At 65.0% G+C, this 25494-nt stretch carries 30 protein-coding genes; 19 read left to right on the top strand and 11 right to left on the bottom strand.

Features of this window, described 5'->3' with window-relative positions; all coding sequences use genetic code 11:
* Positions 1-178 precede the first annotated feature (178 nt).
* A complete protein-coding gene (locus tag BM348_RS08155; RefSeq protein WP_092903858.1) occupies positions 179-1777 on the top strand; it encodes an FAD-dependent oxidoreductase in 1599 nt (532 codons plus the stop codon).
* A 75-nt stretch (positions 1778-1852) separates the two neighbouring features.
* On the opposite strand, the gene BM348_RS08150 is transcribed toward BM348_RS08155, so the two are convergent.
* Complete coding sequence (locus BM348_RS08150; RefSeq protein WP_092903856.1) at positions 1853-2695, bottom strand: glycerophosphodiester phosphodiesterase; 843 nt, start codon at positions 2693-2695, stop codon at positions 1853-1855.
* 116 nt (positions 2696-2811) lie between these two features.
* Between BM348_RS08150 and BM348_RS08145 the strand changes: the two genes are divergently transcribed.
* Positions 2812-3072, top strand: a complete 261-nt coding sequence (locus tag BM348_RS08145) for a hypothetical protein (protein ID WP_092903854.1) — start codon at positions 2812-2814, stop codon at positions 3070-3072.
* A 52-nt stretch (positions 3073-3124) separates the two neighbouring features.
* On the opposite strand, the gene BM348_RS08140 is transcribed toward BM348_RS08145, so the two are convergent.
* The gene (locus BM348_RS08140) at positions 3125-3526 is read right to left on the bottom strand and encodes a hypothetical protein (protein WP_092903852.1); all 402 of its coding nucleotides are present in this window, start codon (positions 3524-3526) and stop codon (positions 3125-3127) included.
* A 246-nt stretch (positions 3527-3772) separates the two neighbouring features.
* Between BM348_RS08140 and npdG the strand changes: the two genes are divergently transcribed.
* Positions 3773-4438 (top strand): NADPH-dependent F420 reductase, encoded by a 666-nt coding sequence (npdG, locus tag BM348_RS08135; RefSeq protein WP_092903850.1) that lies wholly within the window; start codon positions 3773-3775, stop codon positions 4436-4438.
* A 93-nt stretch (positions 4439-4531) separates the two neighbouring features.
* Here the strand turns inward: npdG and BM348_RS08130 are convergent, their stop codons facing one another.
* Positions 4532-4801 (bottom strand): thioredoxin family protein, encoded by a 270-nt coding sequence (locus BM348_RS08130; protein WP_049953715.1) that lies wholly within the window; start codon positions 4799-4801, stop codon positions 4532-4534.
* 138 nt (positions 4802-4939) lie between these two features.
* On the opposite strand from BM348_RS08130, the gene BM348_RS08125 reads away from it, so the two are divergent.
* Positions 4940-5101, top strand: a complete 162-nt coding sequence (locus tag BM348_RS08125; RefSeq protein WP_049953716.1) for a preprotein translocase subunit Sec61beta — start codon at positions 4940-4942, stop codon at positions 5099-5101.
* Positions 5102-5161: 60 nt separating this feature from the next.
* On the opposite strand, the gene BM348_RS08120 is transcribed toward BM348_RS08125, so the two are convergent.
* Positions 5162-6343, bottom strand: coding sequence for an ABC transporter substrate-binding protein (locus tag BM348_RS08120; RefSeq protein WP_092903848.1), 1182 nt, complete (start codon positions 6341-6343; stop codon positions 5162-5164).
* 135 nt (positions 6344-6478) lie between these two features.
* On the opposite strand from BM348_RS08120, the gene pdxT reads away from it, so the two are divergent.
* The 5 genes from pdxT to BM348_RS08095 all read left to right on the top strand — a co-directional run bounded on the left by pdxT (position 6479) and on the right by BM348_RS08095 (position 9071).
* Entirely contained in the window at positions 6479-7093 is a 615-nt protein-coding gene (pdxT, locus tag BM348_RS08115) for a pyridoxal 5'-phosphate synthase glutaminase subunit PdxT (protein WP_092903847.1), read from the top strand.
* An 86-nt stretch (positions 7094-7179) separates the two neighbouring features.
* Positions 7180-7647: a bifunctional nuclease family protein gene (locus tag BM348_RS08110; protein WP_050050267.1), complete on the top strand. Its 468-nt coding sequence runs from the start codon at positions 7180-7182 to the stop codon at positions 7645-7647.
* A complete protein-coding gene (gene hisE, locus BM348_RS08105) occupies positions 7648-7932 on the top strand; it encodes a phosphoribosyl-ATP diphosphatase (protein WP_092903845.1) in 285 nt (94 codons plus the stop codon).
* A gap of 147 nt (positions 7933-8079) precedes the next feature.
* A complete protein-coding gene (locus BM348_RS08100) occupies positions 8080-8601 on the top strand; it encodes a hypothetical protein (RefSeq protein WP_092903843.1) in 522 nt (173 codons plus the stop codon).
* Between the two features lie 122 nt (positions 8602-8723).
* Complete coding sequence (locus BM348_RS08095; protein ID WP_092903841.1) at positions 8724-9071, top strand: four-helix bundle copper-binding protein; 348 nt, start codon at positions 8724-8726, stop codon at positions 9069-9071.
* Positions 9072-9185: 114 nt separating this feature from the next.
* Here the strand turns inward: BM348_RS08095 and BM348_RS08090 are convergent, their stop codons facing one another.
* Positions 9186-9545 carry a DUF5518 domain-containing protein gene (locus BM348_RS08090; RefSeq protein ID WP_092903839.1) on the bottom strand — a complete coding sequence of 120 codons (360 nt, stop codon included), beginning with the start codon at positions 9543-9545 and terminating at the stop codon, positions 9186-9188.
* A gap of 140 nt (positions 9546-9685) precedes the next feature.
* Between BM348_RS08090 and BM348_RS08085 the strand changes: the two genes are divergently transcribed.
* Positions 9686-10702: an NOG1 family protein gene (locus BM348_RS08085; RefSeq protein WP_092903837.1), complete on the top strand. Its 1017-nt coding sequence runs from the start codon at positions 9686-9688 to the stop codon at positions 10700-10702.
* A gap of 15 nt (positions 10703-10717) precedes the next feature.
* On the opposite strand, the gene BM348_RS08080 is transcribed toward BM348_RS08085, so the two are convergent.
* Both BM348_RS08080 and BM348_RS08075 read right to left on the bottom strand, forming a co-directional pair.
* Complete coding sequence (locus tag BM348_RS08080; protein WP_092903835.1) at positions 10718-11998, bottom strand: DUF389 domain-containing protein; 1281 nt, start codon at positions 11996-11998, stop codon at positions 10718-10720.
* A 113-nt stretch (positions 11999-12111) separates the two neighbouring features.
* Entirely contained in the window at positions 12112-13404 is a 1293-nt protein-coding gene (locus tag BM348_RS08075; protein ID WP_092903833.1) for a TIGR00341 family protein, read from the bottom strand.
* 142 nt (positions 13405-13546) lie between these two features.
* Here BM348_RS08075 and engB point away from each other — a divergent pair, with 142 nt between their 5' ends.
* Positions 13547-14164, top strand: coding sequence for a GTP-binding protein EngB (engB, locus tag BM348_RS08070; protein ID WP_092903831.1), 618 nt, complete (start codon positions 13547-13549; stop codon positions 14162-14164).
* Between the two features lie 252 nt (positions 14165-14416).
* On the opposite strand, the gene ddh is transcribed toward engB, so the two are convergent.
* Positions 14417-15346, bottom strand: a complete 930-nt coding sequence (ddh, locus tag BM348_RS08065; RefSeq protein WP_092903829.1) for a D-2-hydroxyacid dehydrogenase — start codon at positions 15344-15346, stop codon at positions 14417-14419.
* Between ddh and BM348_RS21255 the strand changes: the two genes are divergently transcribed.
* Entirely contained in the window at positions 15345-15485 is a 141-nt protein-coding gene (locus BM348_RS21255) for a hypothetical protein (RefSeq protein ID WP_175507138.1), read from the top strand. The genes ddh and BM348_RS21255 overlap by 2 nt on opposite strands.
* 128 nt (positions 15486-15613) lie before the next feature.
* Here BM348_RS21255 and BM348_RS08060 read toward each other — a convergent pair whose 3' ends face one another.
* Together BM348_RS08060 and BM348_RS08055 are read right to left on the bottom strand one after the other, a co-directional pair.
* Entirely contained in the window at positions 15614-17053 is a 1440-nt protein-coding gene (locus BM348_RS08060; protein WP_092903827.1) for an initiation factor 2B, read from the bottom strand.
* A 91-nt stretch (positions 17054-17144) separates the two neighbouring features.
* Positions 17145-17951, bottom strand: coding sequence for a formate/nitrite transporter family protein (locus tag BM348_RS08055; RefSeq protein WP_092903825.1), 807 nt, complete (start codon positions 17949-17951; stop codon positions 17145-17147).
* Between the two features lie 133 nt (positions 17952-18084).
* Between BM348_RS08055 and BM348_RS08050 the strand changes: the two genes are divergently transcribed.
* Together BM348_RS08050 and BM348_RS08045 are read left to right on the top strand one after the other, a co-directional pair.
* On the top strand, positions 18085-18855 hold the full coding sequence (locus BM348_RS08050; RefSeq protein ID WP_092903823.1) for a coenzyme F420-0:L-glutamate ligase: 771 nt from the start codon (positions 18085-18087) through the stop codon (positions 18853-18855).
* Positions 18852-19868, top strand: a complete 1017-nt coding sequence (locus BM348_RS08045; RefSeq protein WP_092903821.1) for a 5,10-methylenetetrahydromethanopterin reductase — start codon at positions 18852-18854, stop codon at positions 19866-19868. Before BM348_RS08050 ends, BM348_RS08045 begins: the two co-directional genes overlap by 4 nt.
* A gap of 51 nt (positions 19869-19919) precedes the next feature.
* Here the strand turns inward: BM348_RS08045 and BM348_RS08040 are convergent, their stop codons facing one another.
* On the bottom strand, positions 19920-20114 hold the full coding sequence (locus BM348_RS08040; RefSeq protein ID WP_092903819.1) for a hypothetical protein: 195 nt from the start codon (positions 20112-20114) through the stop codon (positions 19920-19922).
* A gap of 151 nt (positions 20115-20265) precedes the next feature.
* On the opposite strand from BM348_RS08040, the gene BM348_RS08035 reads away from it, so the two are divergent.
* From BM348_RS08035 to BM348_RS08015, 5 genes are all read left to right on the top strand, one after another.
* On the top strand, positions 20266-20565 hold the full coding sequence (locus tag BM348_RS08035; RefSeq protein ID WP_092903817.1) for a DUF7573 domain-containing protein: 300 nt from the start codon (positions 20266-20268) through the stop codon (positions 20563-20565).
* A gap of 95 nt (positions 20566-20660) precedes the next feature.
* Positions 20661-20855 (top strand): cold-shock protein, encoded by a 195-nt coding sequence (locus BM348_RS08030; RefSeq protein ID WP_049953734.1) that lies wholly within the window; start codon positions 20661-20663, stop codon positions 20853-20855.
* Positions 20856-21113: 258 nt separating this feature from the next.
* A complete protein-coding gene (locus BM348_RS08025; protein ID WP_092903815.1) occupies positions 21114-22091 on the top strand; it encodes an AAA family ATPase in 978 nt (325 codons plus the stop codon).
* On the top strand, positions 22088-23149 hold the full coding sequence (locus BM348_RS08020; RefSeq protein WP_092903813.1) for a DUF58 domain-containing protein: 1062 nt from the start codon (positions 22088-22090) through the stop codon (positions 23147-23149). The genes BM348_RS08025 and BM348_RS08020 overlap by 4 nt, the downstream gene beginning before the upstream one ends.
* Entirely contained in the window at positions 23146-25440 is a 2295-nt protein-coding gene (locus tag BM348_RS08015; protein ID WP_092903811.1) for a DUF3488 and transglutaminase-like domain-containing protein, read from the top strand. Before BM348_RS08020 ends, BM348_RS08015 begins: the two co-directional genes overlap by 4 nt.
* Positions 25441-25494: the final 54 nt, after the last annotated feature.

The raw sequence follows: 25494 nt of genomic DNA, 5'->3' as shown, positions 1-25494 counted from the left end.
CCTCCAGCCGGAGCGGGAGAGTTTCGATCGGGGGATCGAATCTATCGCTCTGCCGCACGATGACGCACCGACGCCGAGATTCGGTCGTCTAAGGCCGAGTTGGCGGCGATTCGACCACGTCTCGGCGTCGCACCGCCCCACCCGTTTTTTGCCGCCCGCCGTGGTACCGCCGGGTCAGATGCCCGAACCCTTCAGGCGGCCCGCCGACGACCTCCCCGGCGAGCCTGTCTCTCCCTGGCTCGCGAGCCCGCTCGAGGCCGAATACGATCCGCTCGAGTCGAACCGATCGGTTGACGCGGCCGTCGTGGGCGCCGGAATCGCCGGCCTCTCGACGGCGTTGGAGCTCCGAGAGCGCGGGAAATCGGTCGTCGTCCTCGAGCGCGACCGGGTCGCGGCGGGCGTCACCGGGAAGTCGACAGCGAAGCTGACGAGCCAGCACGGACAGATATACGACCACCTTCGTCGGGAGTTCGGCCGCGAGGCCGCTCGCCACTACGCGTCGGTGAACGAACGAGCGATCGACATCGTCGAGGACCGGATCGACGACCTCGGGATCGACTGCGGGTTCGAGCGCCGGCCGTCGTACCTCTACGGCGACGAGCCCGACGCGATCGAACGGGAGGCCGACGCGGCCGCGATGGCGGGGCTCGAGGCGACCGAAGTGCGGTCGGTCCCGCCGTTCGAGCGGGCGGCGGCGGCGCTGCGATTCGACGACCAGGCGTGGTTTCACCCGCGGCGCTACCTGCTCGCGCTCGCAGAGGAAATCCACGAGAGCGGGGACGTGAACGGTGACACCGAAAGCGCGGGTTCGGCCGGCGAAACAGGCGTCTACGAACGCACTCGAGTGACGGACGTGACGCCGGGGAACCCCTGTCGGCTCCGAACGGAGCGGGGCCAGACCGTCACGGCTGAGCGGGTCGTCCTCGCGACGGGCTACCCGATCCTCGATCGGGCGGGCTACTTCACCAGGATGCACCCGAAGCGGTCCTACGTGTTGGGGCTGCGGATTCGGGGCGAGCCGCCGTCGGCGATGTACTATCGGCCCGGAGAGCCGTACCGCTCGGTGCGGACCCACCACGACCGCGAGGGGGCGCTCGTGCTGGTCGGCGGCGAAAATCACAAGACGGGACAGGGCGGGCCGACCGCCGACCGGTATCGCAGGCTCGAGCGCTGGGCGCGCGAGCGGTTTCCCGTCGAATCGATCGACTACCGGTGGTCGACCCAGGACTACGTGACCGCAGATCGAGTGCCGTTCGTGGGCCGCGCCGGCGTCGCCGCCGAGAACGTCTTCGTCGCGACCGGCTTTCGTGGCTGGGGAATGACGAACGGCGTCGCCGCCGGTCGGCTGCTCGCCCGACTCATCGACGGCGAACACCCGCCGGAGGCCGACCTGTTCGATCCGCTCCGGTTCACGCCCAAACCCTCGGCGGCCGACGCGATCACGGAGAACGCGGACGCCGCGAGCCAGTTCGCGACCGACTGGCTCCGAACGCTGTTCGCGCCCGACCTCGAGTCGATCGCGCGCGGCGAGGGGCGGGTCGTCCGCGACGGGCCGAAGCCGACCGCGGTCGCACGCGACGCCAACGGCGACCTCCACGCCGTTTCCGCGATATGTCCTCACACCTACTGCGTCGTCGACTGGAACGACGCCGAATGTAGCTGGGACTGCCCGTGTCACGGCTCGCGGTTCGACCCCGACGGGACGCTTCTCGAGGGCCCGGCGACGGACGACCTGCCGACCCGCGACGCCGGGCCGGCGTCCGATCGCGATCGATAAACGGACGATCCTCTGTGATCGGGAATCGATCCGCGCGGTGCGTGTCGCCGGCAGGGGAGTTCTGGCGCGCGAATCTCACTGTGGGTTACTGCTCGAGACCGTTCCCAGTCCGGGATAGTCGGCGATGATCCCGTCGACGCCCGCCTCGGCGAGCTGGTCGAACTGGGTCCACGTCTCGGCGGTCCAGACGTTCACCGCCCGTCCCTCGTCGTGGGCGGTCTCGAGCAGGTCGAAAGCCGGCTCGTCGTCCCTCGAGAATCCGGCGTACTCGGTCCCCGCAAGTCCCGTTCCCGCGATGGCGTTTCGCGGCGGGTGGATCGCCTCGCAGTCGTACCGGCGGGCGATTTCGAGGCCCGCCTCGAGGTCGTCCCAAATCAACGGGGCGGCAGCGTAGGCCGGCGCGACATCGCGGACGGCCGCGAGCGCGCCCTCGCAGAACGACGAAAAGAGGATCTCGCCGGCGAAGGCGTCGCAGTCGGCGACGACCCGTTCGACGAACGGCTCCCAGACCGCTTTCCGTTCTCCGCGGTCGTCTTCGGAGAGCGATTCGCCGAACCGAATCGCCGCGGTGCCGGGATTTTTCAACTCGACGTTGATCGCCATCGACGGCGGAATCGCCTCGAGAAACTCCGCGAGCGCCGGCACCGTCTCGTCGGTACCGAGCACCTTCGCGTCCCGGATTTCAGCGAGAGGCGTCTCCCAGACGAGGCCCTCGGCGTCCGTCAGCGGCTGCCCGTCGCGGGCCCCCTCGAGTCGCTCGTCGTGGACGACGACGGGAGTTCCGCAGGCCGCCGGCTGAACGTCGATCTCGAGCATCGACGCGTCGGTACGCTCGACGGCGGTGCGCGCCGCGGCGACGGTGTTCTCGGGGGCGACGCCGGCGAATCCGCGATGCGCGATGACGGCGGGGTCGGCCATTGGGCGAACGAACGCGGGCGGTCCTGTTGTATTTGTTCCCCGGAGCCCGGTATCTGTGCACCGAGCGGGGAACATGCGCGCAAACCTTGAAACCACTCCCCGTCGAGACACCGTCCATGACGGATCGGAGCCTTCCCGACATCGAGTCAGACCTCGAGCGAGCCGCGGACCTCGAGACCGGCGCGGCCGTCGAACTGCTCGAGCGCGCCCGCCGAGATCTCGCGGAGCTCGCGGATGACCCCGGCGTGGATCAGGACCACCGGCGGACGCTCGAGAACCGACTCGAGCAGCGGATGCGCGAGTTGCGGAATCGGGACGCCTACGACGGCGGCGACTTCGGCGCGGCGATGGATCCGGACGAAGATAACGCGCCGTGACTCTCCGCTGTCGTCCGCGGTCGAAGCGCCTGCGATCGCCCGTTTCGAAGCGCTACGTTCGCCTGTGTTCGGGAGCCCGGAGCCGCTCGGGGACGACGGTCCGCTCGAGGAGGTACGCGAGCGCGAAGCCGGCGATGCTGCCGGCGATCCATGCGTCGAAGAAGAACAACACGCCGCCCAGTGCGAGGTCGACGCCGAGAGTGAGGAAGAAACAAAGAAAGACCGCCCCGAGAACCGGGTACAGAAGATTCTCGCGACGAGAGGCCGGAATGCGATCGCGAGCGACCCAGACGACCGGGCCGACGAGGAGGAACGAGCCGAGGGCGTACCCCGCGGCCCAGAGCCACGCGCTCGAGCCGTGTGCGAGGAGATCGGCCGCGCTCGAGATGACGAGGAACGCCAGACAGGCGAACAGGATCGCGCGCCGGGTTCGTGCCGATACAGAAACCTCCATGGCGGAACTGACACCCGCAGTGACAAATATGTGGTGCGAGCGAAGGCCGTCCGCCGGAACGACAATCAGCGACCGACTGCCAGCCGCGGTTCCGGCGGCGGGCCACCGACTACCAATCGCGGTTCCGGTGGCGAACGATCGACAGACAACCGCGATTCCGGGGAAGATGATCGACCGACGACCGCGGTTCCGGCGAGTTCGGCCATCCTCCCACCCTTTATTCGGACGCCACACTGATGGGGAGACATGCGCATCGCACTACTCGGCGGAACCGGCGACATCGGAGAAGGGCTCGCGCTCCGGTTTGCACACGATACCGACCACGAGATCCTGATCGGCTCTCGAGACCCCGAAAAAGCTCGAGACGCGGTCGAAGAGTACGAAGAGCGGCTCGCAGAACGCGGCGTCGAAGCGTCGATCAAGGGCTTTACGAACGAGATGGCGACCGATCGGGCGGACCTCGTCGTCCTCTCGGTACCGCCCTACTACGCCGGCGACACCGTCGACGCCGTCGCGGAAAAACTCGACGCGGACACGATTCTCGTCACCCCCGCCGTCGGGATGAAAGGCGACGAGGACGGGATGCACTACCACCCGCCGTCGGCCGGCAGCGTCACCGAACTCGTGGCGGGCCGCGCACCTGACGAGGTTCCGGTCGTCGGCGCGTTTCACAACCTCGCGGCGGGCGAACTCTCGAACCTCGAGCACGACCTCGACCTCGATACGCTCGTCGTCGGCGGAGGATCTGCGAAGGACACAGTCACGTCGCTGGCGAGCGAAATCGACGGGCTTCGTGTCCTCGACGCCGGCCCACTTACGAACGCGGCCGAAGTCGAGAGCATCACGCCGCTGGTGATCAACATCGCGAAACACAACGAGGAGTTACACGACGTCGGCGTCAAGTTCCAGTAACCGGCGTCACGGCGGATCGAAATCGGCGACGGACCCGCGGGTCACCGGTCGCGGTTCGGCGGCAGAAAAAGCGAATCGACGGCGCCCTCTCGATCAGGCCCCGGCGGATTCGAGGGCGTCTTCGATGTCTTCTCGCTGCGTAACACCGACAAAGCGCTCGACGATCTCGTCGTCGTTCTCGATGACGAGCGTCGGGAGCGAACGCACCTGATACTCGTTTGCGACGTCTTGCTGTTCGTCGACGTTTACTTTCTCGACTTCGAATCGGCCCTCCCAGTCTTCCTCGAGATCCTCGAGGATCGGATCCTGGGTCTTGCAGGGGCCACACCAATCTGCGTGGAAGTCTTTAAGTGTGACAGTCATACCGTTCAGTGGAGTTTCCCGCGCTGCGCGCATAAGGGTTTCCCACTGCTGCGTGTTTGCCGTGACCGACGACGCCGATAGGTCGCGGGTCGTGCGGACGGTCGAAAGATTTAGTGCCCGGCGAGCGAAAGAGGGGGTATGGATAAAGGACAGAACACTGGCGGGCTGATGTCCAGTGCCGGCCTCATCCGGTACTTCGACTCCGAAGACTCGAACGCGATTCGCATCGATCCCAAGACCGTCATCGCGACCGGCGTCATGCTCGGCGTGCTCGTCCAGTTGCTGACGTTCGTTTCGTAACGAATCGCTACGTCTCGCGAAGATATTCGATCCGTTGTAGTTTCTCTTTTGATCGCCGAGTTAGAAATCCCCGTTGATGATGTCTGCAACCCGCTGGCGGTCGAACAGGTGTTCGTCCGTGGGGAGATCTGGATACGGCTCACCATCGACGTAGCCCGGCCATTCACCAAACTCTGCCGGATACAGTTGTTTAGCAGTCATCTCCAGCTGGAAGAGGTTCATAAGCGGACCCTGGCGTGGATTGCCAGAAGCGTAGAGACGGTCGTTCTGAACGGCGGTTAGTTCCGACCCGACACTGTGCTCGCGAAGGGACTGCTTGATAGAAGCGACGTCGTAGTACGACGAGATTCCGTAATTCATGATGAGTACGTCCGGGTCGGCCTGGAGCAGCACCTCATAATCCACGAGTTGACCACCGAATTCGTCTGCCGTGATATCCTCGAAGACATCGACTGCTTCCAGCGGGCGAGTGTGTGCGAAGAAGTACCCCGGTTGGTTGAGTTTGTGGATATAAAAAGCGTCCTCCGAAAGTCTCGGGTACACCATCCCGACAGTAGGCCGGTCACTCGATGCGGGGAGTTTCGATCGTATGTCAGACAGAAGCGTTTCTCTGACGGTGTTTAATTGCGCAAATCGGTCCTGCTCTTCGAATACCTCGGCGAATTTTTCAGTAAGCTCCCAGAGGGTGTAGTACCGATAGGAATCGCGCCAAGATTCGGGCGGCTGTCGGTGCTTTCGGCTATACATGTTGCCGAAAAAAGGGCCGACGGTCTCTTCGACCTCGTCGATATCAGATTTGCTCCAGTCGTCGAGTGAGTTGACGTACGCTGGATCGAGGAAGTGAACGTCGCTGTCGAGTTCGTAAAGCGTTTCCTTACTGAAATTGCCCGCCTCCTTGAAATCGATCCAATCGGTTGAGACATCCAGCGTAGAGTAATAAAATTCCAATGATGGAGTGGAAGTCGACGGACTCGACGTCGATTGTACCGCAGAACCGTGTCCGAGAGCCGCGACGATATCGATGTTGGACGTCGAACTCGCTAGTGCGTTCTGCGGGACGCTATCGAACGAGACTGTCCCCATCGGTGACATCGTTACCGAGTAGGACTCGTCCGACGGTGTCGATTCCTGAGAAGTATCGCCGACACAACCCGCGAGGATTCCACCGCCAATCACCGACCCACTATACTTCACACAGTCACGCCGCGTCAGGGTTTTATCTCCGTTAGTCGCTCGAACCATGAAAGTTAGGCTCGCCTAAAACAATATAGATACTTCGATATTTACTCGTCACGAACTGTGGCTGATTATATTCTCTTCGGGCGTCCGGTGCGTCCGTGACGCGAGTTTTTTCACGTTGCTCGCACTATTCCGGCTATGTCACTGGTAGCGGGCGTCGTCGCCGTGCAGGGCGACGTCTCCGAACACGCAGCCGCGATCGAGCGGGCGAGTGCGGCCCGCGGCGAATCCGTCGAGGTCCGCGAGGTCCGCGAATCGGGTATCGTCCCCGACTGTGACCTGCTCGCGATGCCCGGCGGGGAGTCGACGACCATCTCGAGGCTCGTCCACTCGGAGGGAATCGCCGGAGAGATTCGCGACCACGTCGCCGCCGGGAAGCCGCTGTTCGCGACCTGTGCCGGGCTCATCGTCGCCTCGAGCGACGCGGGCGACGACCGCGTCGAGACGCTCGATCTGATCGACGTGACCGTCGAGCGAAACGCGTTCGGTCGACAGAAAGACAGCTTCGAAGCGCCCCTCGAGGTGGCGGGGCTCGCGGACGAGGAGCCGTTTCCCGCCGTGTTCATCCGCGCGCCGGTCATCGACGACGTGGGCGACGCGGCGGTCCTCGCATCGTGGGACGGGAACCCGGTCGCGGTACGGGACGGCCCCGTCGTCGGAACGTCGTTTCATCCCGAGTTGACGACCGACGAACGGATTCACGAACTGGCGTTCTTCGAGACCGACGGCGCGTCGGTGCCAGGACTCGAGTAAAACAGCGGACGACCCGCCCGCGGCTCCGCAAGAGACGACGGTTGCAGGCGTACAGACTTTTGCCGTTCGCCTTCGTGTATCGTGATATGAACGCGTCCATCGACGCCGTCCGCGTCGCGGGCACCCAGCAGGGCCCGGTCCCGGTCTTGATCCTCGCCGTCGACGGCGAGGAGGACATCGTGCCGATCTTCATCGGCTTCAACGAGGCGACGAGCATCGCTCGAGGGCTCGAGGCCGAGGACATCGGACGGCCGCTGACCCACGACCTCCTGCTCGACGTGATGGAGGAACTCGGCGGGCGAGTCGATCGCGTCGTCGTCAACGAGATCGAAGAGCGCGCCGACGGACAGGGCGGCACCTACATCGCGGACATTCACGTCGACACGCCTCGCGGCGAAACCGTGATCGACGCCAGACCGAGCGATTCGCTCGCGCTCGCGGCCCGAACCAACGTCCCGATCGAGGTGACGGAGGCGGTCTTCGAGGACGGGCGAGACGACAGCGAGAAGTTCGCCGAACTCGAAGACATCCGTGACGTTCCCGGTGAATTATAAATGGACGAGACACTCGCGGAGCTGTTCGCCGTCATCGAAGACCGCAAGGAAACGCTACCCGACGACTCCTACACCGCGTCGCTGTTCACCCACGAAAAGGGGGAAAACGCCGTGCTGGAGAAACTCGGCGAGGAATCGACCGAACTGGTGTTGGCCGCCAAAGACGACGACCGCGAGGAGATCGCCTACGAGGCCGCCGATATCGTCTATCATCTACTCGTTTTGCTCTCGATGAAAGATATGGACCTCACAGAGCTCGAGGACGAACTCGAAGCGCGCCGGTAGGCTCGAACAGTCGTTTCCGACGCTTCGCCGATGGACCGACGACTCGAGGGCACAGGCACCGGTCGATCAGATAAACTGAAACCTTCGTTAAACTTTACGCGTAGAAATCACCACAAAACTCATCCCAGACGGCTCAGAGGAGGTGCTATGGGTTCGTTTGAAGACGACCGGAGCCAGGCCGAGGCGATACGGCCCTCCGTCCCGGAATATGAGCATTTTCCTGCGGATACCTACTGCGTCGCGTGCGCCGTCGCGGTTTCTCAGGACGAGCTAACGGCGTTCCGAGAGCTGATCGAACGAGAGACTGCGACTACGGCAGTGGTCGAACAGTCGACGTTTCTCTCTCGAGAGCTAGATTGTGGATTGGAACTCCAGCAAACGGAAGCCGATCTCGCGGCGTTCGCCCACGAACTCGTCGAGACCTGGGAGGGGCAGCTAGATGGCGATCCGTCGGCCGTCTGGTGGCCGCTCGAGTCGGACTGGCGAGTCGCGTTGTACGTGCGATACTGCCGCGCGAGAGCCGAACACGAAACCGATGAGTTCGACTGCGCGGAGCGGATCGAGCGCGTCCGGACGGTGGTCTCTCGGTGTGAATCGGCGGCCGAAAACGCTGCAAAACGCGGTCTCGTTCACAGGGACCACGTACCGGGGGAGCGAGTCGAGCAGTAACCGAGGCGTGTTTTTGGCATTTATCCGATAGTTCGGGTAGATGGAGCCACACTACTCGGTCCGTCCGTCGCTTGCACTCGCCCGTGCCAGTTTGATACCCGACGCTGGCGTTCGTCTACGCGATGGCACTCCAACAACTCGAGCACGCAGACGAGCAGATGCGAGAGTGTATCGACAACTGTCTCGAAGCCGCGCAGGTCTGTGAGTGGTGTGCGGACGCCTGCGCGGACGAGGGCGAGGAGATGGCCCGCTGTATCCGACTCTGCCGCGACGTGGCCGACCTGGCGACGTTACACGCGCGGTTCATGGCTCGAGACTCGGGCTATCACGGCGAGCTGGCGTCGATCTGTGCGGACGCCTGCGAGGAGTGTGCAGAGGAATGCGAACAGCACGACCACGACCACTGTCAGGCCTGCGCAGAGATCCTGCCCGAGTGCGCCGAGAGCTGTCGGGAGATGGCGTCGGCCTAATTCGACACGTGACAGGTCGTCGGAACACGAGCCGGTCGGATGCATGCGGCCGTTTTTTCGTACCGATCAGTGCGATTCCGAGCGACGGCGACGAATCGAATCGATCGGTCGAAGTCAGTTTGCGAGCAGGCTGCCGACCGCCCCGGCGAGCGCGCTCTCTATCGCCATGATCAGGGCGAGCCCCGCCACGAACACGAAGATGCCGACGCCGAGCAGGCCGCCGATCGGACCCAGCGTGAGACCGGTGAGACCGACGACCACGCCGAGGATGAACGCGCCGATAATTCCTCCGAGTGAGCCCGCGAGGAGGCCATGCCAGAAGCCCCGAAGCAGGCCGCCGCCGGCGATGAACCCGGCGGCGAATCCGCCGGCGAGACCGCCTGCGAGCTGTCCGATCCCGGGGAGTACGAGCCCGAGAGTCGAGACGACGATCGCGACCAGAAAGCCGATGAAAACGGCGCGCCAGTTAGTCATAGAGAGAGTACGACGCCCAGTAGAATAAGCCCACGGGCGGGTTCGGCCTCGAGTCACAGGCGAGCGATGGGACAGAGACGCGGCCTCGCGGACGAACCGACAACGAACGCCCTTTTAGTGTCGAGGCTGTACTGGTGACTATGATTTTCGAAGACCTTCCGACGACGCCGACGTCGGAAGAGCTGATCGACAAGGCGTTCTCCCGGGCGGCCCGCTCGGGCAACGCCAAGAGCGGCCTCGAGGCCCAGCAGTCGATGCTCCAGACGGCGGCGAACATCATGTCGGACAACTTAGAGAACGTCGTGACCGCGTGGCCGGATTTCGAGTACGACGTCGACCCGTTTTACTACGAACTCGCAGACGCGATCCTCGACGTTTCCATCACCCACTCGAAGGAATCGGACGGCGACGAACCGACGACCGGCGTCGACGCCCTTCGCCAGAGCCTCTCGCAGGTCAGTTGGGCCGGCCGAAAGACCCGTGAGATCCACGAGGAGTACCAGTCGCGGCTCCGCAAGACCGACGTCGACACCGCACGGAAGCACCGCCAGCAGGCGTTCGCCCGACTCGCCGACATCGTCGAACAGGTCGACGAACACCTCCGGGTGATAAACGACGCGCGTAACGAACTCCGTGACCTGCCCGAGATCAACGCCGACGAACCCACCATTGTCGTCGCCGGCTACCCGAACGTCGGCAAATCCTCGTTCGTCAACGACGTGACCAACGCCCGCGGCGAGACGGACTCGTATCCCTTCACGACGACCGGGATCGGACTCGGACACTTCGAGCGGGACCACATCCGCTACCAGATCGTCGACACGCCGGGACTGCTCGACCGACCCCCACAGGAGCGAAACGAGATCGAATCGCAGGCCGTCAGCGCCCTAGAGCACCTCGGCGACTGCGTCCTCGTCTTGCTCGACCCCAGCGGCGAGTGTGGCTACCCCCTCGAGTCCCAACTCGAGTTGCGCGACGCCATCGAGGCCCAGTTCGAAGACGCGCCCGTCCTCACGATCGGCAACAAAGCGGACCGATCGAGAGACGTCGAGGCGGACTACTACATGAGCGTCGAAACCGGCGAGAACGTCGAGCGAGTGCTCGAGGCAGCGATAGAGGCAATAGACTACGAACCCGAACTCCCCTTCGACGGCTAACGGCGGTTCCGACTGTTACTGGGCGGTTGTAGACGCCGATTCGTACTGAATCGGTTCGACGCGAACGTCGATAGCCTCGCCAGTGGTTTCTTCGATGGTTTCGGCGACATCGGTCGCGAACGTCTCGGTATCAGCAGCGCCCGTTTGGGTTACCACGACCGTCACGCTCCGCGGGCCGGTGTACGGCGACATGTCTGAGTACTGCGTTTGCACGGACACCGCGGTGAGATTGCCGTAGGCGGGGTCCTCGAGCGTCTCCTCGACCGACGCTGCGACCTGCCGGTCGACGCCGACCTGTTGGACGGTCGCGAACCCGACCGAGAGCGTGAGCGCGACGACGACCAGTGCGAGTAGTCCCGTCGCGACGAGGGATCGATCGAGGTCTCCCGCCGGTGATGCGCGCTCTCGAGAGACGTAACCGAGGAGAACCAATACGGCGAGTACCGCGAGATTGATCACGACCATGGTCACGCACAACAGAATTACCGTTCCGATCGCGAGTTCGAGCTCGATCCAGGCGATCGAAATCCCCGTCGCCGCGGCCGTTGGAAGCAATGCGGCGGCGATCATGACGCCGATTATCGAGGTCGGCCCCTTCGTCGTCAGCCCGATCCCCGCGGACAGCCCCGCCGCGACGGCGACGACCAGCGAGAGCATATTCGGCGCGAGTCGGACGCCGAACAGCTCGAGCGCCGGGAGGTCGAGGTCAGTCGGGACGAAGCCAGCGAAGCGAAACACCGCTGCGAGCGCCGTTGCGGCAGCGATCGCCAACACGAGCCCGTAGAGTTGCATCCAGAGACTATCGGCGATCATCCTTCCGTCGCCGGTCACGGTCCCGACGCTGGCGGTCAACGCCGGCCCGATGATCGGCGCGATCACCATCGAGCCGACGACGATCGCGGGCGAACCGATTAGTAATCCTGCGGTTGCGATAAGCGCACTCAACACCATCAACGCCGCGTAGGAGGCGGTATCCCTGCTCAGGTCGCGAGCTTTCGTCCGAAGCTCGATCGCCGTCATCGGCTTGTACTGTCCCGCGTACTCACGCTCGAGCGTCTCCGAGGTCGTCGTCATCGCCGCCTCGGCGCTGGCGACGACGGTGTACCGTTCGATATCGACCTCGGCCGCCTCGAGTTCGTCGAGAACGTCACCGACCGCGTTGCTCGGGACCGGGATTTCGAACATGACGCCGTCATCGGCGGTCGGAATGACAGTGAACGTGAACTGCCCGTCCTCGAGCGCCGCCCGGACTGCATCCTGGCGCGCATCTGGAACGGTGACGTGAACGAGACGCACGGGTAGGAGGCCAACACGGAGGGCAAAAAGGCACAACCCTGTGTGCGCCGAGAGCGGTCGAAACCGACGGATCGGGATCGACAGTCGATCCGAAAATCAGGCTGCGGAGGCAGTCACCGCTGGGCGACTTCCACGAACCGGACTTCGACGTCGATCGAGCCGTCTCCATGACGATTCACCCGATCGTCGAGTTCGTCGGCCAAGTCCGGATCCGTCTCGCCGGGAGGACCACCGACCGTCGCAATCACTCGTTCGGGGCGCACGAACGGATAATTCTCGTCCATCACGACCTCGAGTTCGAGCAGCTGGTAGCCGTCGTACTCGGGCTGCTCGAGGAGGTCCTGAACGTCCTCGCGGGTGTTTTCCTCGAAGGTCGCCGCCGAGTAGGAGCTGTAGGTGATCCCGCCCAGAAACACCCCGAAGAGGAGAACGATGACGATCAGCCCGACCGCTCGACGGCGGACCCGCCTCTGTGTCGGGCGAAGCTCGAACAGGTTCTCCGGGCGATAGCCCGCGTACCAGAGCGTAAGCAGCCCCGCGAGGTTCACCGACAGAACGTTGACGAGCACGAGCACTGTCGAGCCGATCGCCGCCGAGGGCTGGCCCCACGCGAGCGCGATGCCGACCGTGGCGGCGGGCGGAATAAGCGCCGCCGCGATCATCACGCCGACGAGCGCGACCGAGATCCCGGTCGAGATGGAGACGATCCCGGCGACGCCGGCGCCGAGTGCGATCACGAGCGAGAGCAGGTCCGGCGCGAGCCGTTCTGCGATCTCGTCGACGCTCGAGATGTCGAGCCCCGGGGGAACGACGTACGTCACTCGAACGGTCCACGCGAATATCGCCGCCGCGGCGATTGCCAGCACGACGCCCATCAGTTGGTACTTGAGACTGCTGAGAAACAGCTCCTCGTCGTCGATGACGGAGCCGACGCTGGCACCCAACGCCGGCCCGATCAACGGGGCGATAACCATCGAGCCGACGACCACCGCCGCCGAATCGAGCAACAGCCCGGCCGTCGCGACGATGGCGCTCACGACCGTCATCGTCACGTAGACCTCGAACGAGGGGGTCAACGACTCCGCTTCGGCTTGCAGCTCTTGTCTCGAGATCCGCTCCGATTCCACGTCTCCGTTCTCGTACTCCTCACGGAGGGCCTCGAACCGGCGTGAGATGACGGTCTCGGCGTCGACGACGACCGTGTAGGCGTCCTCGTCGACCCCCTGTTCCTGTAGCGAATCGAGGACCGGTTCGACCGCCGCCGCGGGGAGCGGGAAGTACGCGACCGCCGTGTAATCGCGGTCACTCGTCTCCTCGGTGACGACGTAGTCAACGCCCTTCTCGTCGAGCGTCTCGAGGAGGGTCTGTCGTTTCCCCGTCGGTATCGTCAGCTGTACGAGCCGCACACCCGGTATCTCACACCGCGGTATGATAACTCCAGTGCCGACGGCGGGGGTGGAATCGTGGGCGGAGACCGACCGAACCCGAGAGGCGAGGAGTCGGCGCGCCGTCGCGGCGCTTATTACCCGGCATCGTCCTACGTCAGGTATGTTCGAAACCCGCCCGAACTGCGAGGCCGAGGTCGCACTCGTCGGGCGCTCTAACGTCGGCAAGTCCACGCTCATGCGGGAACTGACCGGCCACTCGTTCGACACCGGCGGCAAGCCGGGCGTCACCCGGTCGCCGAACCACTACGACTGGTCGGCAGAGAATTTCGTCCTCACGGATCTCCCCGGATTCGGGTTCATGAGCGGCGTCGAGGAAGACCACCGCGAGCAGATCAAGACCGACATCGTTCGCTACCTCGAGGAGTACGCCGACAAGATCCTCGTCGCGGTGCTGGTCGTCGACGGCAAGAGCGTCGTCGACATCATCGACCGCCACACCGGGCCAGATTCGATCCCCTACGACGTCGAGATGTTCCACTTCCTGCAGGATCTGGGAGTGCCGACCGTCGTCGCCGTCAACAAGATGGACAAGGTCGACGACCGCGACGAGCGACTCGACGACCTCGCCGAACGCCTCGGCCTCTATCCGCCCTGGAAGCAGTGGCAAGAGACCATCGCGCCGATCAGCGCCAAGCGCGGCCAACTCGAGCCGCTGTACGAGGCCGTCCGCACCCACCTCCACGAACAGGAGCGCGACGATCTGTTCAAATTTTTCTAGAACCAAACTTTTGCTCTGCGGGCACGGCTGCGCCGTGCCCTCGGCAAAACTTTGATGAAAAGCACTCCTCCTTCCTCTCTGTTCGCGTTGCTCACTCCGAGTCAGTCGTCGGCCCGCTCGCTCGGCCTGCGGCCTCGCTCGCGGTGATGGGGGTGTGTGCCTGCCCTTCCCCGAGTTGCACGCCTCTCGTAGTACTCGAGCCGTGCGCCCGGCCACCGCGAATCGTGATCCGCACGCGTCGCAGCGACGAGTTCAGACGACCCTGTTTTGCAGGTCGTCGTCACGCTCGAGCCGAGCCACGTTCTCGGTGACGATTTCGCCGACGTTGGAGCCGTAGTCTCGCGTGAATCCCGCGCAGTGGGGCGAGACGATGACCTCGTCGAACTCCCAGAGCGGCGATTCCTCGGGGAGCGGTTCGGTTTCGAAGACGTCCAGTGCCGCACCGGCGATATCGTCGGCCTCGAGCGCCTCGACCAGCGCCGGTTCGTCGACAACGCTGCCCCGGGCGACGTTGACGAAGTACGCGTCATCGCGCATCGCGGCGAACGCCTCGGCGTCGAAGCAGTGGCGCGTCTCGTCGGTCAGCGGAACGGTGGCGATCACGAAATCCGCGTCGGAAATCGCCTCGAGCAGGTCGTCGTTCGCGTACATCTCGTCGAACGCCGGGAGCGGTTCGGTCGATCGGCGGACGCCAGTGACGCGGACCCCGAGCGATCCCAGCACGTCGGCGACACCGGTGCCGAGCGTCCCGGTGCCGACGACGCAGGCCGTCGTTCCTGAGATCGTGAACGCCTCGTCCCACGCCGGGGGCTCCCAGCGGCTGTCGTCCTGATTCGCGACGGCGTCGTGGAGCCGGCGGGCGAACGCGAGCAAGTAGCCTGCGACCGTCTCGCCGACCGATCGGCCGTGAATGCCCGTGCTGTTGGTCAGAATCACATCCTCGGCCTCGAGCGTCTCGAAGGGAAACCGGTCGACGCCCGACTGGATCGAGTGGATCCACGCACACTCGAGCATGGCGTCGTCGTACTCGAGCGTGACGACGGCGTCGCAGGCCGCGATCTCGTCGTCGCCGATAGCGTCGACCTCGAGCGGGAGGTCCTCGAGCGAGTCGACGAGCACGCGGGCCGGAAAGACGGTCGCGACCGACTCGTGGACGCCGAGTCGTTCGATATCGATGTGCATGAACGGTGCTACAGAGTACACCGTGTTCAAGGTTTCTCCGGCGAGCAAGGCCCTCCCACGAGAAGATCGGACCACCGTCTCGCACGGCGCGTCGGCTCGAGCGGACAACGCACGTCAGGAACGGACGGCGGCTCGGTGAAAGTCCTCGTCACAAGGGGCTCGGAGGGGGTAACTCTTCGTCACGGCCGCCACCCGAACGTCGTCTTCGAGGGGTTTCGGTCTGTCGTTTCGCGCGAACGCCTCGAACCGCGACCGAATGATTCGCGATTACGACTCGTTCCACGCCCCCAGTTCCCGCAGTTCCGCGGCGATCGAATCGATATCAGCCCGTTCGAGCGGACCGCGTTCGGTGACGTACTCGTCCACGCAGTCGGCCGGCGTCACGTCGAACGTCGGGTTTAGCACGTCGATCGACGCCTCGCCGTCGTAAACGGCCGCTCTGGAACCCGATTCGAGGTTGACATCCGAACGCGTCGAGACCTTGTCCGCGGCGGCGATCACGGAAAATGGAATACCCTCGCGGGCCGCCGTGAGCGCGATCGAGCGCGTGCCGGTTTTGTTGACCACGGCACCGTCCGGGCGGATCGTGTCGGCACCGACGACGACGCGGTCGACCGCCTCTCGAGAGAGTACCGCGGCCGCGGCGGCGTCGGTGTGGATCGTGACCGGGATCTCTCCCGCGAGTTTCTCGGCGACGTCGACGCCCTCGCGAGCTGGCCTGGACTCGGCGACGAACACCCGGGCGGGGGCCCACGCCTCGAGCGCTGCAAGCACCGTCCCCGAACGCGAGAGCGTCAGTACCCGCTCGTCACCGCCGAAGTGTTCGGCGGCGGTCTCGGCGGCCGTCTGATCGACATCGACCGACCGATCGATCCCGGTCACCGCCGACTCGAGGAGTTCGAGAGCGCCGGGGACGCTGGGAGCCGCGGTTGCGGTCCTGTCCCCGGCAGAACCCTCGGCCTCGGCGTCGTCCCCCGCCGATGCGTTTGCCATCGCTCTGTTCACCCGATTTCGGAGGACGGCCATCGAGGGCCGAGCCTCGAGCAGTCGGCCGGCGAGTCCCGCGAGTTCGCCCCACTCCGCTTCGGGGTCGACACCGGCGTCGGCGCGTTCGCCGACCAGCAACCCAGCTCGGTCGCGAAGCACCTCGAGCGCGCGAACCGACAGGAAGGCCGCGCCGTGTTCGTCGTCCGCGGCGACCGACCGTACCGAGGGGGCGACGCGCTCGTAGGCCTCCCAGAGGCCCGGGACCGTCTCTCTGTCGTCGATTCCAGGGATTTCGGCCGCGGCGGCCACCGACGCCGACGAAGTTGGAACCGATCCGTCCGCGAGATCGATCGCTACCGTCGGAGAGACCCACTCGAACGCGTCGTGTTCCTCGCTCAGTTCGACCGCGCGCGACTCGCACTCGAACAGGTACGGGTGGACGACCCACTCGCGCTCGAGTTCGTCGTCGATCACCTCGAGTTCTCGCCCCGAGCGGACCAGCGAGACGCGGTCCTCGAGGCCGGTCTCCTCGACGATCTCGACGCGTACCTGCTCGTCGGGGTCGTCCTCGGCGAACCCGGAGACGCCGCCCCACTGTCCCGCGTAGGTCCCGACCGCGTCGCTTCGACACAACAGTAACACCTCGCCGCGATTCCGGAGGAACGCGGTGACGACGTGACTCGCGTCGCCTTCCTCGTGCTCCGTGCTCGAGCCTGTCATGGGTGGGTGGACGACCGCCTCGAGGGAAGGCGTTTCGGGACCGAAACCCGACTGGAGTTACGATGCCCCGCGAAAAACGAAAGCGGCGTCGCTACGCCCCGCGAACGACGTGGCCGTACTTGAGAACGGCGACGAATATCGCGCCGCCAAACGCGTTCCCGATCGTCGAAAGGGAGAGAAACGCGAGGTAATCCAACGGTGTGATCGACGCGGAGATAAACAGACCGAACAGCACCTCGACGTTGCCCGCGATGGAGTGTGGGAGGTGAAGGAGCCCGATCGTGGCGGTGACGATCCAGATGATGGCCACTCGACTCAAGGTTCCCTGCGCAGCGGTAATCAACCACGCTAGCAGCCCCATCAACCAGCCCGCGAAGACTCCGGCGACGAACAGCCAGTGTAGTTGGTGGGAGACGAGTTTGGTCGCGATCAGTTCGAACGCCTCCGGCGAGATGACGCCGAGCCCCGGCATCAAGACGACGGCGAGTAACGTGAACAAGAGCCCTCCAACGATATTTCCGACGTAGACGAGTCCCCAGAGACGCATCAACTGTCCGATCGACGCCTGTCTATCGAGAACCGGGACAACGGCCAGCGTCGTGTGCTCGGTAAACAGTTCCGAGCGACCCAGAATCACGAAGAGAAAGCCCACAGAATACACGCTCGCCAGCAGCAGTTCGGTCGTGAGATCGCCGTAGGAGCCCTGCGAAAGCGTGAGGACGACCGCCATCAACAACGGGCCGAATCCGATATCGAGACCGGCAGAGAACCCCGAAAGCAACAGGCCTGATTTTTCGCGTCGTATCTCGTGGAGTCCGCTCTCGATGAGAGAATCGAGAACCTCCTGCGTCGGCATCTGTTCCATCACGGCGAACGTATCGGGCTCTGAGTCATCCACGCGTTGTCACCACGCTTGCCTTATCGGCCGACCTGTATCCGCCTTTTCATCTACCAGATGCGATAGCAACCACCGGGACGGCGGGACTCTCCGATGACGGTGCGTTTTTGGCGCGGCTGACCCTGTTTCCGGTATGGAACTACACGCAGTGGCGGGTCTGCCCGAAATCCGTCCCGGCGACGACATCGCCGAACTCGTCGCGGACCGGGCTACGCTCGAGGCCGGGGATGTCCTCACCGTCGCGAGCACGATCGTCTCGAAAACGGAGGATCGAGCCGTCGACCTCGAGGAGTTCCCCGTCAGCGGCCGTGCGGCCGAAATCGCCGATCGGCTCGAGGGGATAACCGGCGACGAGAAGGATCCGCGGTTCGCACAGGCCGTGCTCGAGGAGAGCACCGAACTCCTGATCGACGCGCCGTTTCTGCTGACCGAAACCCGATTCGGCCACATCTGCGTGAACGCGGGGATCGACCGTTCGAACGTGCCGGACAACGATATCCTTCTCCTGCCGAAGCGACCGGCCGAGAGCGCCGAACGGATCCGATCGGGTCTCGAGGACCGGGGGATCGAAGACGTCGCGGTCGTCGTCACCGACACCTGTGGACGGCCGTTCCGACACGGCCAACGCGGCGTCGCCCTCGGGTGGGCGGGGATGCCCGCCAGCCGGGACTGGCGCGGCGAAACGGATCGCGACGGCCACGAACTCGGCGTCACCGTCCAGTCGGTCGTCGACGAACTCGCCGCCGCGGCGAACCTCGTCACCGGCGAAGGCGACGGTGGGACCCCGGCCGTGGTCGTCCGCGACTGGGAGTTCGGCGACCACGGCGGAAGCGACGAACTGTTCCGATCGGTCGAGGACGACCTGATCCGGCAGGCGCTCCGCGAGTGGAGGTTCGACGAATGACCGACCGATCCATCTGGGGAATCGAACTCACCCCCGAACACCCGCCGGATCGGATCGCCTCGTTGGCGGCCCAAGCGGAGGAGAGCGGGTTCGACATCGCGTTCACGAGCAGTCATTACTTCAACCGCGATCCGTTCATCACCTGCTCGAAGATCGCCGAGGCGACCAACGAACTCCGAATCGGTCCGGGCGTCGTCAATCCCTACGAGACCCATCCAGCGAGACTCGCCGCGCAGGTGGCGACCGTCGACGAGGTCAGCGACGGCCGCGCCGCCTTCGGCGTCGGCGCCGGCGACCGCTCCTCGCTTTCGAACCTGGGTATCGAGCGCGACCGCCCACTCCGGCGCGTCCTCGAGACGTTCGACGTGGCTCGAGACCTCTGGGCCGGCGAGACGGTCACTCACGAGGGGACGTTCACCGCGAGAGACGCCTCGCTCAACCTCGAGTCGCCGTCGGAGACGATTCCCGTCTACGTGGGCGCACAGGGACCGCACATGCTCCGCATGAGCGCGAAACACGCCGACGGCGTCCTGATCAACGCCGCTCATCCGACGGACCTCGAGTGGGCGAGCGAGCAGGTCGAACGGGGGCTCGCGGACCGCCCCGACGACCGCGGCTCGTTCGAATCGCTCGCGTTCGCCAGTACGAGCGTCGCCGCCGACGAGGAGACAGCCAGAGAGGCGGCCCGACCACCGGTCGCGTTCATCGTCGGCGGCGCGGCCGATCCGGTGCTCGAGCGCCACGACGTCGATCCCGACGCCGCGGCGGCGGTCAGCGAGGCGTTAGAACGCGGCGACCTGCACGACGCCTTCGGCCGAGTTACGCCCGAGATGATCGACGCGTTCTGTATCGCGGGGACGACCGAGACGGTCGCCGACCGGTTCGAGGCGGCCCTCGAGCACGTCGACGGCATCGTCGTCGGCTCGCCGCTCGGGCCGAATCTCGAGGACGCGATCGAGCGCTCGAGCGAGGCGCTCCGAACGGCGACCGGAGACGAACGGCGAATCGACTAACGATCAGTTGGTCGGTATCGAGAGACGAGAAAGCCAATCGCGAGTCGCGTTCTAGTTCGCAGTGAAGAGATTTCCGACGGCACCGAGAGTCAGCGCGCCGAAGATTCCGAGGCTGGCGACGACGATGAGTCCGCCCATCGCGACCAAAAGCGGCGCGGCTCCGTCGCCCATCGCGACGTCGGTGAAGAGGTCGTTCATCTCGACGAGGTTGTCCACGATGACGTTCAGCGGTACGGCGGTGTCCATACGTGCGGGTTGTCACCGATGGTACTTGTCCGTGCCGGTCCGAGGCGAGCGCCGGCCGAATCGAGTATCCGTCTGAGACGGCAGCGCGTTCGTCCGAACTCGGATATCGGTCGCCCGAGTCGTTAAGTCGCTTCCGGACCTATCGCCGCCCGTGACAGAGGACGCGACGCTCTCGGCGTTTACCGGGGACGAGGACGCGGCGGACTCGAGCGCCGAGGAGGGAGCTTCGGAGTCAGACACAGCGTCGGAGACGGAATCAGACGCGGAGTTGGACGCGAAGCCTGAGAACGCACTCGAGAGAGACGACACGACCGAACCGGGTCCCGCCGTCGAGCCGGCGACCTCGACGTACGTCTGGGGAAGTTACACCTGCGAGACGTGTTCGGAGACGGTCGATCGGGCCTGGCTCGAGGACGGAGCGCTCGTGTGTCCGACCTGCAAGGACTGGTGAACGACCACGACAAACAGTCGGGTCGGCAAGAATCGGCAAACACCGCACAATCGCCCCGAACATTTATGCTATAGTCGTGGCTCTAGATGCCTGCAATGGCGAAAGGCACGGTCGAATTCTTCAACGACACAGGCGGTTACGGCTTTATCGAAACCGAGGACGCAGACGAGGACGTGTTCTTCCACATGGAAGACGTCGGCGGTCCTGATCTCGAGGAGGGACAGGAAGTCGAATTCGATATCGAACAAGCAGATAAGGGCCCGCGCGCGACCAACGTCGAGCGACTGTAAGCGCCCGAAGAAGGGGTATCGTTTTTCGAGTACTCACGGCCGTAGAGCCGTCAGTGTATCCTGGGATCGAACGCCGGCCGGATCCGCCTCGAGGACTAGCTATATCCGGAGCGACGTGGACGTATGGATACCAAAACCCGACCGTGACCCGGGCGATGAGTTCCGACTGGAATCTGACCGTCACAAAACATATACGGGTGACCGACGCAGAGACGCTAACGATCCGATCGCGGTCTCCGCACCACTCTCGCCAGATATATGCCCAACACAAACTCAACCGCTCGAAGCGAACGCGGCCAGCAGCCGCCAGAGCCCCTCCCGGTCGATACCGTCGCCTCCCTCTGTACGGAGATTCACGAGAACGTCGGCCGCGTCATCGTCGGTCACGACGAGGTGATCTCTCACGTCATCACGACGATTCTCGGCCGCGGTCACGCCTTGCTCGAGGACGTTCCCGGCGTCGGCAAGACGATGCTCGCTCGCTCGATTTCGACCTCGATCGACTGCGAGTTCAGCCGCGTCCAGTTCACCCCCGACTTGCTACCCGCCGACGTGACGGGCGTGAACGTCTTCAACCAGAAACGCCGCGAGTTCGAGTTTCGATCCGGCCCCGTCTTCGCCAACATCGTCCTCGGCGACGAGATCAACCGCGCCCCGCCGAAGACCCAATCAGCGCTGCTCGAGGCCATGGAAGAAGAACAGGTCACCGTCGACGGGACGACCCGCCGGCTCCCGAACCCGTTTACCGTCATCGCGACGCAGAACGCCATCGAACCCGATCGGACCTACGAACTCCCGTTCGCGGAGGTCGACCGGTTCATGAAGAAACTCCACCTGGGATATCCCGACTCCGACGAAGAATCGGACATGCTCGAGCGGACCGTCGGCCACCACCCGATCGAATCGCTCGAGCCGGTCACCGACCTCGAAACGATCGTTCGAGCCCGCGAGACGGTGGCGAACGCGACCGTCGAGAAACCCGCGCGGGAGTACGCGACGCGGCTGGCGAACTACACGCGCGAGCACGCACACATTGGCGTCAGTCCGCGCGGGACGATCTCGCTGACGCGCGCGGCACAGGCCCGCGCGGTGAGCCAGGGGCGCGGATACGTCGTTCCGGACGACATCAAAGGCGTCGCACCGGTCGTCCTGAGCCACCGCATCAGAACGAGGGATCGAGATCGAGATGGGGCGAGCGTCGTCGAACGCGCGCTCGAGACCGTGCCGGTCGAATGAGACCGACGCGTCGCGGGGTCGCCGTCGTCGCCACGCTCGCGTTCTCGTGGCTCATGGCGTGGCAGTACGGCAGTCGATCGCTGAGCGCGATCGTCTTTCCGCTGGTGATCGCGCTCCTCGCAGCGGCGGTAACGGTGGCTCGAACCGAAGCCCCGACAGTCACGCGAACGCCAGTCGAGCCAGGGTTCGTCGGTGAAACGCGCACGGTCGAGACGGCAATCGAGCCGAACGCTCCCCTCTCCGCGACCGTCTCCGATCGCGTCGGTGCGAGCGGCCTCGCCGTCGACGGGACCGAAAACACTGCAGAGACCACGATATCCGCGTCGGACCGATTTCGGTACGACGTTCGACTCGAGGCTCGCGGCGAACATGCGGTCGGCCCGATCTCGGTCGTCGTCACCGACCTGCTCGGCCTGACGAAACGCCGATTCGAGGACGATCAGACGACATCCGTGCTCGTCTTTCCGAAAATCTACGACCTCACCGGCGGCTCGAATCCCGAGTTACAGGCGATCGCGGCGGCCGCAGACCGCGAGCACCGCGGGGAGTTCGACCACCTCCGGGAGTACGTTCGCGGCGACTCGCTCCGGGACGTCCACTGGAAGTCGGCGGCGAAGCGCCCCGACGACGAGCTGATCGTCAAGGAGTTCGACGACGACGGCGATCGCGGCGCGATCTCGATCGCAGCCGAGTGTCCGCCCGGATACGAGGACGAGATGGCTACAGCGGTCGCCAGCGTCGGGACGTACCTCCTCGAGCAGGGCGTCCCCGTCGGGGTCGTCCTACCCGAAGCGACCAGAGCGCCCGCGAACGGACGAGCGCACCAGCGGGCGATGCTGCGAGCGCTCGCCGTCGTCGAAGCGGGCGAACTCGACGATCGAACGAAGGCAGACGCCGACGTGCTGATCCGGAGTGATACCACCGGGACGACCGTTCTCGTCGACGGGCGCGAGATCCCGTTCGATCGACTTCGCGGGCGCTCCTCGAGGAGCGAGAGTCCCGGTGGTGAGACTCGTCCGGCCGAAACCGACGGCGAGCCCCCGGAGGTGCGCTCGTGAGCTCGCGATCCGAGCGGCGGGCCGCATCGATCGACTTCGACGGGGCGGTCGGACCGCGCGCGTTCCGGGTGCTCGCACTCGCCGGGGTTGGCGTTCTAACGGCGTCGTACGTTCGAGTGCTTCACCGGGAAGTCACCTCGGTCGTCGGCGGTTCGCAGACCTTGTTGGCGCTCGCCGTCACGTCGATGGTCGTGGCGACCGTTCTCGCGTTCACGATTCGACCGCGGACCGCGGCGGTCGCGGCGCTGGTCGCGGCCGTCGGCGGGTTCGCGTACTACCTGAGCGCCGCGGGCATCGAACTCGGCGTCGCGATCGCGGCCTGGGACAAGCTGCTCTCGGACGCGCTCACCCTCGCGACGGGACTGTCGATACTCAGGATGGTCGAGGCCGGAACGTGGGCGTTCGGATTCGTCCCCGGCCCGGTCTTTCTCTCGTGGTACCTCGCGATGCGAGAGCGATACGTCTGGAGCGTCGTTCCCGGCGGGTTCGCGCTGTTGTTTCTGGTCCTGACCGGAAACGCCGCGATACCGATCACCCTGCTCGGAACGCTCGGGGCCATCGCGGCCGTCGCGTTCGGGGAACTCGCTCGCCGCGGCGGCTCGATCGCACAGGCGGACGTCCTCGCGATCGCGTTCGCGCTCATGATCGCGCTCTCGCTTTCGGTCACGGTCGTCCCGGGCGGCGAGAACGGCGGCTCGATCTTTCGCGACGGCGGCGGCCCGAGCACTCTCGAGGGCGCGATCGACGGCTCGCCGAGCCAGTCCGATATCGGCGGCCCGGTCGATCTCTCGCCCGAAGTCAGGTTCACGGCGACGGTCGACGAGCCGACGTACTGGCGGACCGGCGTCTACGATCGATTCACGGGAGACGGCTGGATCCGAACCGGGTCGATGTCGCCGTACGACGGCCGGCTCGAGTCGCCGCCGGGCGAGTACGAGACGGTCGTTCAGGAGATCGACCTCGAGACGGAGATGCAGACGATGCCGACGGCCGCCCAGCCGCTGTCGGTCGAGAGCGACACCGTCTCGGCCGTGGAAGTGTCCGCTCACGGGCAGCTTCACCCCACCGAAACGCTGCTCGAGCAGGACTCGTACGCGGTCGAAAGCGCCGTCGTCGACCCCGAACCAGCGGCGCTGCGGACGGCGGGAACGGACTACCCGACCGAAATTCGCGACAGCGAATACCGCCAGCTGCCCGAAAGCACCGCCGCGGCGTTCGAGGCGGAAACGGCGTCGATCGTCGCGGACGCGGACACTCCCTACGAGAAGGCGAGCGTGATCGAATCGCACCTTCGATCCAGCAAGGGCTACTCGCTCGACGTCGAGAAACCGTCGGGAAACGTCGCGGAGAAATTCCTCCTCGAGATGGACGAGGGCTACTGCGTCTACTTCGCGACGGTGATGACCCAGATGCTTCGGGCCGAGGACGTTCCTGCGCGATACGTGACCGGCTACGGAGCGGGCCAGCAAGTCGACGACGATGAATGGGTCGTCCGCGGATTGGACTCACACGCCTGGGTCGAGGTCTACTTCCCCGACCACGGCTGGGTGGCGTTCGATCCGACGCCGCCGGGAGACCGGCAGGGAGCCAACGCCGACGCCATACAGGACGCACGCGAGAGCGGCCAGAGCGGCATCGATACGGACCAGAGCGAAGACGTGCCGATCGAAGACGCGGAGTCGGACGACGATCCAGACTCGACGGAGCCCGACACGGGGAACGAGTCCGAACAGCCGAACGAGAACGCATCCGAGACGAACGAGTCCGAACAGCCGAACGAATCGAACGGGAGCCAAAGCCTCTCCACCCCCGACGACGCTGGTGGGGAAAACACCGATACGAACGCCGAAAACGGGGGAGGACTTCTCTCGTCGCTTTCGCTCGAGACGCTCGCGATCGGGCTCTCCGCGCTGGTCGCGGTCGTCGCGGGTGCCCACCGGAGCGGAGTCGGTTCGTACGCGAGTCAGACGGCCCACCTCTACTGGCACGGCTCCCGAAAGACGCCGGCGGCCGACGCCGTTCGCGCCTATCGGCGACTCGAGGTGCTCCTCGAGCGATCGTACCGGCCGCGGCGGGAGAGCGAGTCGATACGGGAGTACCTGAATGCACTCGAGGAGACCGCCGACCTCGATCCGCGCGTCGAGCGGGTCGGCGAGACCTACGAGTTGGCGACCTACCGCGGAACTGTCAGTCGCGAGCGGGCCGACGAGGCGATCGATCTCGTCGACGAACTGGCGCGCGAACGACTCCCAATGGTCGGCGATTCGGGCACGACGAGCGCCGTTCACTGAAAAAGAATCGCTCGAGGGAGGGACGGTCCCGATAGTGTTTAATATGCCGCTTTC

This window comes from Halostagnicola kamekurae (genome assembly GCF_900116205.1).
GTDB lineage: Archaea > Halobacteriota > Halobacteria > Halobacteriales > Natrialbaceae > Halostagnicola > Halostagnicola kamekurae.
Note: the sequence above shows the minus strand (reverse complement) of the source record. Positions and strands in the feature narration are given on the sequence as shown.

What these genes read in the sequence shown, in the direction of transcription:
- BM348_RS08120 (WP_092903848.1), bottom strand. Translation starts at nt 6,343, where the DNA reads ATGGTTCGAGCGACTAACGGAGATAAAACCCTGACGCGGCGTGACTGT.
- BM348_RS08025 (WP_092903815.1), top strand. Translation starts at nt 21,114, where the DNA reads ATGCCCAACACAAACTCAACCGCTCGAAGCGAACGCGGCCAGCAGCCG.
- pdxT (WP_092903847.1), top strand. Translation starts at nt 6,479, where the DNA reads ATGTCACTGGTAGCGGGCGTCGTCGCCGTGCAGGGCGACGTCTCCGAA.
- BM348_RS08095 (WP_092903841.1), top strand. Translation starts at nt 8,724, where the DNA reads ATGGCACTCCAACAACTCGAGCACGCAGACGAGCAGATGCGAGAGTGT.
- BM348_RS08140 (WP_092903852.1), bottom strand. Translation starts at nt 3,526, where the DNA reads ATGGAGGTTTCTGTATCGGCACGAACCCGGCGCGCGATCCTGTTCGCC.
- BM348_RS08100 (WP_092903843.1), top strand. Translation starts at nt 8,080, where the DNA reads ATGGGTTCGTTTGAAGACGACCGGAGCCAGGCCGAGGCGATACGGCCC.
- BM348_RS08125 (WP_049953716.1), top strand. Translation starts at nt 4,940, where the DNA reads ATGGATAAAGGACAGAACACTGGCGGGCTGATGTCCAGTGCCGGCCTC.
- BM348_RS08060 (WP_092903827.1), bottom strand. Translation starts at nt 17,053, where the DNA reads ATGACAGGCTCGAGCACGGAGCACGAGGAAGGCGACGCGAGTCACGTC.
- engB (WP_092903831.1), top strand. Translation starts at nt 13,547, where the DNA reads ATGTTCGAAACCCGCCCGAACTGCGAGGCCGAGGTCGCACTCGTCGGG.
- BM348_RS08050 (WP_092903823.1), top strand. Translation starts at nt 18,085, where the DNA reads ATGGAACTACACGCAGTGGCGGGTCTGCCCGAAATCCGTCCCGGCGAC.
- BM348_RS08045 (WP_092903821.1), top strand. Translation starts at nt 18,852, where the DNA reads ATGACCGACCGATCCATCTGGGGAATCGAACTCACCCCCGAACACCCG.
- BM348_RS08110 (WP_050050267.1), top strand. Translation starts at nt 7,180, where the DNA reads ATGAACGCGTCCATCGACGCCGTCCGCGTCGCGGGCACCCAGCAGGGC.
- BM348_RS08090 (WP_092903839.1), bottom strand. Translation starts at nt 9,545, where the DNA reads ATGACTAACTGGCGCGCCGTTTTCATCGGCTTTCTGGTCGCGATCGTC.
- BM348_RS08040 (WP_092903819.1), bottom strand. Translation starts at nt 20,114, where the DNA reads ATGGACACCGCCGTACCGCTGAACGTCATCGTGGACAACCTCGTCGAG.
- BM348_RS08020 (WP_092903813.1), top strand. Translation starts at nt 22,088, where the DNA reads ATGAGACCGACGCGTCGCGGGGTCGCCGTCGTCGCCACGCTCGCGTTC.
- ddh (WP_092903829.1), bottom strand. Translation starts at nt 15,346, where the DNA reads ATGCACATCGATATCGAACGACTCGGCGTCCACGAGTCGGTCGCGACC.
- BM348_RS08145 (WP_092903854.1), top strand. Translation starts at nt 2,812, where the DNA reads ATGACGGATCGGAGCCTTCCCGACATCGAGTCAGACCTCGAGCGAGCC.
- npdG (WP_092903850.1), top strand. Translation starts at nt 3,773, where the DNA reads ATGCGCATCGCACTACTCGGCGGAACCGGCGACATCGGAGAAGGGCTC.
- hisE (WP_092903845.1), top strand. Translation starts at nt 7,648, where the DNA reads ATGGACGAGACACTCGCGGAGCTGTTCGCCGTCATCGAAGACCGCAAG.
- BM348_RS08150 (WP_092903856.1), bottom strand. Translation starts at nt 2,695, where the DNA reads ATGGCCGACCCCGCCGTCATCGCGCATCGCGGATTCGCCGGCGTCGCC.
- BM348_RS08085 (WP_092903837.1), top strand. Translation starts at nt 9,686, where the DNA reads ATGATTTTCGAAGACCTTCCGACGACGCCGACGTCGGAAGAGCTGATC.
- BM348_RS08155 (WP_092903858.1), top strand. Translation starts at nt 179, where the DNA reads ATGCCCGAACCCTTCAGGCGGCCCGCCGACGACCTCCCCGGCGAGCCT.
- BM348_RS08130 (WP_049953715.1), bottom strand. Translation starts at nt 4,801, where the DNA reads ATGACTGTCACACTTAAAGACTTCCACGCAGATTGGTGTGGCCCCTGC.
- BM348_RS08030 (WP_049953734.1), top strand. Translation starts at nt 20,661, where the DNA reads ATGGCGAAAGGCACGGTCGAATTCTTCAACGACACAGGCGGTTACGGC.
- BM348_RS21255 (WP_175507138.1), top strand. Translation starts at nt 15,345, where the DNA reads ATGAACGGTGCTACAGAGTACACCGTGTTCAAGGTTTCTCCGGCGAGC.